General features: G+C 67.0%; 7 protein-coding genes. All 7 read right to left on the bottom strand.

Features of this window, described 5'->3' with window-relative positions:
* Positions 1-472: 472 nt before the first annotated feature.
* Entirely contained in the window at positions 473-1,471 is a 999-nt protein-coding gene (locus tag GY24_RS16910) for a D-alanine--D-alanine ligase family protein (protein WP_104477757.1), read from the bottom strand.
* Between the two features lie 73 nt (positions 1,472-1,544).
* Positions 1,545-2,858, bottom strand: coding sequence for an aminotransferase-like domain-containing protein (locus GY24_RS16905; RefSeq protein ID WP_104477755.1), 1,314 nt, complete (start codon positions 2,856-2,858; stop codon positions 1,545-1,547).
* Between the two features lie 116 nt (positions 2,859-2,974).
* Positions 2,975-3,298 carry a thioredoxin gene (trxA, locus tag GY24_RS16900; RefSeq protein ID WP_047408337.1) on the bottom strand — a complete coding sequence of 108 codons (324 nt, stop codon included), beginning with the start codon at positions 3,296-3,298 and terminating at the stop codon, positions 2,975-2,977.
* Positions 3,299-3,376: 78 nt separating this feature from the next.
* A complete protein-coding gene (trxB, locus tag GY24_RS16895; protein ID WP_104477752.1) occupies positions 3,377-4,348 on the bottom strand; it encodes a thioredoxin-disulfide reductase in 972 nt (323 codons plus the stop codon).
* A gap of 165 nt (positions 4,349-4,513) precedes the next feature.
* The gene (locus GY24_RS16890; RefSeq protein ID WP_133161238.1) at positions 4,514-5,005 is read right to left on the bottom strand and encodes a hypothetical protein; all 492 of its coding nucleotides are present in this window, start codon (positions 5,003-5,005) and stop codon (positions 4,514-4,516) included.
* Between the two features lie 98 nt (positions 5,006-5,103).
* Complete coding sequence (gene murJ, locus GY24_RS16885; protein WP_233279439.1) at positions 5,104-6,720, bottom strand: murein biosynthesis integral membrane protein MurJ; 1,617 nt, start codon at positions 6,718-6,720, stop codon at positions 5,104-5,106.
* Positions 6,713-7,048, bottom strand: a 336-nt coding sequence (locus GY24_RS17765; protein ID WP_233279438.1) for a DUF6049 family protein, incomplete at its 5' end; no start/stop codon positions are given. The genes murJ and GY24_RS17765, both read right to left, overlap by 8 nt.

The raw sequence follows: 7,048 nt of genomic DNA, 5'->3' as shown, positions 1-7,048 counted from the left end.
AATCACGCCGGATTCCGGGCTTCGGGAGCTGCGCTGCTCCTTCGTCGCGGCGCGGCGCCCTCGAGCCGACGCGGAAGGACGTGAGCCGACGCGGAGGGACGTGGGCAGACGACGTGCCGACGTCGGCTAGATCGGTCTACTCTTCCCCAGGTGGCGGTGCGCGGGCCCCGCAGGCCAAGCCTGCAAGGAGTGAACTGTCTGACTGCTCGAACCAGGCGATGCGGTGAATTCGACAGGCACAACCAACTGGATCAATAGCCACTCGCCGAGGTCGTGGAGAGCCCGCGGCCGAAGCCAACATCGTCGGAGAGCGGGCCGCCGAATCACGCTGGCTCCAGTGCTTCGGGATCCGTGTTGCCCCCTTCGTCCTGGCGTGGCTCGCTCGAGCGTTTCACGTGAAACATTTGAGCGGAGACAGCGAAAGGGCGCCCGATGGGCGCCCTTTCGTGAGTGTGCTGTGCCGACTGCGGCGCTAGTGCCGCGCAGCGGCCGCCAGAGCCCCGTAGACGGCCCCAAGCTCCTGGCCTGAGGCCTCGATCGCCTGGGGCAGCAACGACGTCTCTGTGAGGCCGGGGAGCACGTTTGCCTCCAGGAACCAGAGCGTTCCGTCCGCGTCGAGGATGAAGTCGATGCGGGAGACGTGGCGCAGGCCGAGCAGCTCGTGCACGGCGACGGCGGTCTCGGCGACCAACTCGGCGGCCTCCTCCGAGATCCGCGCGGGGGCGAAGAAGGTGGTCTCCCCCGCGTTGTAGCGAGCGTCGAAGCTGTAGACGCCGCTGCTGGCCTGGATCTCGACGGCGGGAAGAGCCTCTGGCCCGTCGCCGGTGTCGATGACGCCGACAGCCAACTCGACGCCACTGACGCGCTGCTCGATGAGGGCGACATCCGAGTAGGTGTACGCCTCGACGACAGCGCGGGGAAGCTCGGCAGCCTCCGAGACGATCGAGACGCCCTGCGCCGATCCCCCGGCGGACGGCTTCACGACGAGGTCGGTGCCGAGGCGCTCGATGACGCGGCTCAGCACGTTGGCGGCGCCGAGGTCGCGGAACGTCTCCTTGGCCAGCGTGATGGAGGCCGGGGTCGCGATGCCCGCGCGGGCAACGAGAGTCTTCGCGGTGGGCTTGGACCAGGCCAGTGCCGCGTCGTCGCCGCGGGAACCGACGAAGGACAGGCCGGCTGCCTCGAGCAGGCTGAGCAGCGCGCCGTCCTCTCCGCTGGCTCCGTGCAGCGCCGGCCAGACGACGTCCGGCTTGTGCGCCGCGAGGGCGTCGAGCAGGCCGGCGTCGGGGTCGAGCACGGTCACGCGGTGGCCGGCACCGGTGAGCGCGTCGGCCACGCGGCGACCCGAGCGCAGCGAAACATCGCGCTCGTGCGAAATTCCACCGGCGAGGACGACGATGTCCAGCGGGGCCACCGTTGCGGCGGCATCCGAGGCTGCAGGCGTGTTCTCTGCTGCAATGTTTTCAGTCATTATCAGGACTTTCTTAGATTTCAGTTGTGCAGAACGCGTTCTCTGGTGGGCGTTGATTCAGAGTGGCTGGACACTACGAAACATTGGGCGGCGGCGAGGTGAATTGCGTCGTTCCGAGAGCCGCCCCGAGCTTGCCGGTGCCGGCGAAGGTCTCGAGCAGGTCGAGCTCCCCGTCGATGACGGTTGCGAGCCGGCGGATGCCGAGGCGAATCTGGTCCGGCGTCGGATAGCAGAAAGAGAGCCGGATGTTCTGGCGCCCGTTGCCGTCACCGTAGAACGCGGTGCCGGGGGTGTACGCGACGAGCTCCTTGACGGCGCGCGGGAGCATCGCCTTCGAGTCGAGCGGCTCGGGCAGGGTGACCCAGACGTAGAAGCCGCCGTTCGGGTTCGTCCACTCGAGCTGGGGCAGGTGCTCCCCCAGCGCTGAGAGCATCGCCTCTTTGCGCTCCCGGTAGACGCCGCGGAAGGTGTTGATCTGTTCCTTCCAGTCGGCGGTCGCCAGATACTCGGAGATGACCAGCTGGCTGAAGGAGCTCGGCGAGAGCACGGCCGCCTCGTTGGCCAGCACGAGCTTCTCGCGGATCGCGTGCGGGGCGAGCGCCCAGCCGGTGCGGAACCCGGGGGCGAGGGTCTTGGAGAAGGTGCCCAGGTAGATGACGCCCTCCTCTTCGACCGAGCGCATGGCATCCGGTGCCGGCTTGTCGAAGTAGAGCAGCCCGTAGGGATTGTCCTCGAGGACGAGGATGTTGTGCTCCTTGGCGATCGCCAGGATCTCGAGCCGGCGCTCCCAGCTCAGCGTGACGCCGGCCGGGTTGTGGAAGCTCGGGATCGTGTAGAGCAGCTTGATGGTGCGCCCGGCGGCCTTCAGGCGCGTGATGTGCTCGCGCAGCGCCTCGGGGATCATGCCGTGCTCGTCCATCGGCACGTGGTCGACGTCGGCCTGGTAGGAGCGGAAGATCACCATGGCCGTGACGTAGCTCGGGCCCTCGGAGATAACGACATCGCCCGGGTCGAGGAAGAGCTTGCTGACCAGCTCCAGGGCGTGCTGGGAGCCGGTCGTGACGACGACATCGTCGGCGTTGGCCTGGATTCCCTCCAGTGCCATGACCTCGAGGATCTGCTCGCGGAGCGCGGGAACACCCTGACCAGAGCCGTATTGCAGAGCCGTGGGGCCCTGCTTGACCATGACCTGGTCCATGGCGTTGATCACCAGGTCCTGCGGCAGCGCCGACACGAATGGCATACCGCCGGCGAGGCTGACCACCTCCGGTCGGGAGGCCACCGCGAACAGCGCGCGCACCTCGGAGGCTCGGAGGCCCGCGGCTCGCTCGGCATAGTGCGAGTACCACGGGTCGAGGTTGTTGCCGGGCTGGTTATTTTCAGTCACTCGTCATCCATTCTCGTGCGCTTCAATGCTATCGAATTGGGGTATCGCGAAATTCGGCCCGTTAATGCACGAAACCCCCGGCCAGAAGGCCGAGGGTTCAGTGGAGGACCGGTCGGCTACGCGAGGTAGGCGGCCAGGTCGGCTTCGAGGGCGGGCTTCGGCTTGGCGCCGATGACGGTCTTGACGACCTCTCCGCCCTGGTACACCTTCATCGCCGGGATGCTGGTGATCTGGTACTTCATCGCCAGCTGCGGGTTCTCGTCGACGTTCACCTTGACGATGTCCAGCTTCTCGGAGTGCTCGGTGGCGATCTGGTCGAGGATGGGGCTGACGGCACGGCAGGGGCCACACCATTCGGCCCAGAAGTCGACCAGAACGGTCTTCTCATTGTTGAGAACCTCAGCTTCAAAGGTGGCTTCGGTCACTGCACGTGCGGTCATTGCGTTCTCCTTCGGTGAAAGCGGTCTGTGGTGGGGGGCGGATGTCGGCGCTGCCGGCATCCGCGAGCCAGCTGGCCCTTAGACGGACGCCGTGGCGGGCTCACCGGCGGCTGCGGCGGCCAGGTCGGCCGGCAGCGAGGCCAGGTAGTGCTCGGCGTCCAGCGCGGCGACGCAGCCGGAACCGGCGGCCGTGATGGCCTGGCGGTAGCTCGGGTCGATGACGTCGCCCGCGGCGAAGACACCGGTCTGAGACGTCTTGGAGGAGCGGCCGGCGACGGCGATGGTGCCCTCGGAGGTGAGGTCCAGCTGGCCGTGGATGAGGTGGGTGCGCGGGTCGTTGCCGATCGCGATGAACAGGCCGTCGAGGGCGAGCTCGGAGGCCTCACCGGTTGCGGTGTCGCGCAGGCTCACGCCGGCCAGGGCGCTCTCGCCGTTGATCGCGGTGACTTCGGAGTTCCAGATGAACTCGATCTTCGGGTCGTTGAACGCGCGCTCCTGCATGATCTTGGAGGCGCGCAGGCTGTCCTTGCGGTGGATGACGTACACCTTGGAGGCGAAGCGGGTGAGGAAGGTGGCCTCCTCCATGGCGGAGTCGCCGCCGCCGACGACGGCGATCGTCTTCTCGCGGAAGAAGAAGCCGTCGCAGGTCGCGCACCAGGAGACGCCGTGGCCGGAGAGCTTCTCTTCGCCCTCGACGCCCAGCTTGCGGTAGGCGGAGCCCGTCGCGAAGATCACGGAGAGGGCCTCGTGGGTCTCGCCGGACCCGAGCGTGACGGTCTTGATGTCGCCGCTGAGGTCGAGGCTGGTGACGTCGTCGTAGACGACCTCGGTGCCGAAGCGCTCAGCCTGCTGCTGCATCTGCGTCATGAGCTCCGGGCCCTGGATGCCCTCGGGGAAGCCGGGGAAGTTCTCGACATCCGTCGTGTTCATCAGCTCGCCGCCGGCCTCGACGGAACTGGCGATCAGCAGCGGCTGGAGGTTGGCGCGGGCGGCGTAGATGGCAGCGGTGTAGCCCGAGGGGCCGGAGCCGATGATGATGACCTGACGCACGAATACTCCCTGAATGGTGTGGCGGTTGTGGTGCCTGAGTGTTGAGGCCCTGTGGGGCCTGCTCAGTGTGAAACACAGTCTAGGTGAGGAGTATTCCGAGGCAGCTGGGCACGCGGTAACCGGTCAGGCAGGTTAGTGCTCCGGATGCCGTGTGGAGCCGCCCGCTCACCCGCCGGTCGTGGCGAAGACGTAGAGCTCCGAGCCGTTCTCCTCGCAGGCCAGCCGGATCGGCTCGAAGAGAGCGCGGAACTCCCCCGAGTCCGGGTCGAACGGGGCGAGCGAGTCGGTCGGCGTCGCGGATGCGAGGTAGCTCGCGACCGCGTCGATCTCGGCCCTGAGCCCGCGCTGGCTGGCCGGAACGACCTGCAGGGAGCGATAGGTCACGATGACCGAGTCGAGGAGGGCTGTGTGCTGCTCCCCCGTGATGGTTCCGAGGTCGAGGTCGGTTCGCGCGTTGTGCAGCAGTGTGTCGGTGGTCGCCACCGCGGCGCAGGTCGCCGCGATCGCCGCATCCTGTGGGGCTCCGTCGATGTCAGCCACCCGCTCGGGTTGGCTCAACGCAGTCGTCTCGGGCGCGGGCGCCGCTGCCGCCGTGCAGCCGGTCAGCGTGGCCGCCAGCAGCGCAAGCCCGAGCAGCCCGCTGGCCACGGAAGCCACGCCTGCGCGTCGTTCAGGGAACCCCATGCGATATCCCCCATCCGAGCCGTGCGCCCCCTGAGCCGCGGCTGTCAGGCCACAGCATAGGGCGTGAGCGGCTAGCGGCGGCGGATGCGGGCCAACATCGGGTCGAGCACGACCTTCAGCTCTGGGGTGCGCAGTAGTAGCAACGTGCCGAAGTACAGCGTGAGCATGACGGCGCCGACGGTGACCATCGAAACGATGGCTCCGAAAGCTCCAGAGACGGCAAATCCGCCGTCTTCGAATGCGCCGAACTGCACCATCAAGAACAGGCCGAGAGCCGTGGGGACGATGGCCGCGGCGAGGTAGCTCAGCAGGCTCCGGGCGAGGCGGCGCCCATCGATGCTGCCGAGCTTGCGCCGAAGCAGGATGCCGGCCAGGACCGCCTGTGCGGTGCCGGCGACGCTCACGACGAGCGCAATCCCGAATGCGATCCACTCCAGCGGCAGGAACTGGCATCCGATCACGCCGATCGTGACGAGGATGACCTGGAACAGGGTGAAGAAGAACGGAGTGCGGGTGTCGCCGAGCGCGTAGAAGGTGCGTTGGAAGACGAACAGCACGCAGAAGGCGACGAGCCCGACGATGTAGGCGATGATCACATTGCCGAGTGCCTGAATCTGCTCAAACGGCTCCACGAAGAAGGTCGAGAAGGGGTAGGCGCAGACGGCGATGACGGCAGAGGCCAGCACGATGATGAGCGAGGTTCCGCGCACGGCCGACGAGGCGTCAGTGAGAACCGCGGAGAGCTTGGACACGGAGGCGTGCTCGCTCATGCGCGTGAAGTAGGCGGTCGCAATGGACACCGTGATGATGGAATGCGGGAGCATGAAGACGAGCCAGGCCGTCGAGAGCACCGAGACCGAGGCATCGCTGCCGGACGCCGCCGAGACGACCCGCGTTTCGATGATGCCCGCGAATGTGGTGAGCAGCAGCATGCCGAAGGTCCAGCTGGCCATCTTGCCCGCTGCCCCAAGGCCGACACCGCGCCAGTGGAAATCGGGGCGGTAGCTGAGCCCGATGCGCTTCCAGAAGAAGAGCAGCGATGTTGCCTGCACGACGACGCCGAGGGTGGCGCTGCCAGCGAGCACCACGATCATGGCGGTTGTGTAGTCACTGGCCGATCGTGCGCCGGTGGGGTCGGCCCCGAACATGATGGAGAAGGCCGCGAGGCCGGCAATGGCGACGACGTTGTTGAAGACGGGAACCCAGGTAAACGGCCCGAAGGATTTGCGTGCGTTGAGTACCTCGCCGAGCACGGTGTAGAGCCCGTAGAAGAAGATCTGGGGCAGGCACCAATACGCAAAGGTGATGGCCAAGGACATCTGATTGGCCGGGAAGTTGTCTCCGACGACGAGCTGGGTGAGTGCCGGCGCGAAGAGCGTGGCGGCGATGGTGGTCGTGCCCAGGATGACGAGCGCCAGCGTCACGAGCTTATTGATGTACCCCGCTCCGCCGTCCTTGTGCAGCGCCGAGCGCACGATCTGCGGAACGAGCACAGCGCTCAAGACTCCGCCGGCGACGATGACGTAAACCTGGTTGGGTAGCTGGTTTGCGACGTTGAAGGCGTCGGCGCCGGCACCGAACTGGCCGATGATGCGCGCGAAGATGATGACCTTGACGAAGCCGAGAACGCGCGAAACCAGGGTGCCGGATGCCAGTACGGCGCTGGCCCGGCCGATGCCGCTAGCCACGCGGCTGCTCGCTCTCGCCGGCATCCGTCGCCGTAACCTCTTCATCAGGTTTCACGGTGTCGTCACTCCCCTGTTCAGCGGCGGACTGTTCGCCCACGGCCCGCTCGCGCCGCCGACGGCGGATGTTGCGGAACACGCCGAAGCCGAAGAATAGCAAGATCGCGCCGCCGAGCAAGGCTGCGCCGAGGCCTTCCCAGTCGGCCTGCACGTTGACCGGGATGGTCACGCTGGTGCCGAGCTGCACGCCGGCCGCCGTGGTGAGTGTGACCGTCACGTTGACCGGACCGTTGCCGACGTGCGCGCTCACGGGCACCAGCACGGTGCTGCT

It is taken from the genome of Microterricola pindariensis (assembly GCF_002936985.1).
In the GTDB taxonomy this organism is placed as follows: domain Bacteria; phylum Actinomycetota; class Actinomycetes; order Actinomycetales; family Microbacteriaceae; genus Microterricola; species Microterricola pindariensis.
Note: the sequence above shows the minus strand (reverse complement) of the source record. Positions and strands in the feature narration are given on the sequence as shown.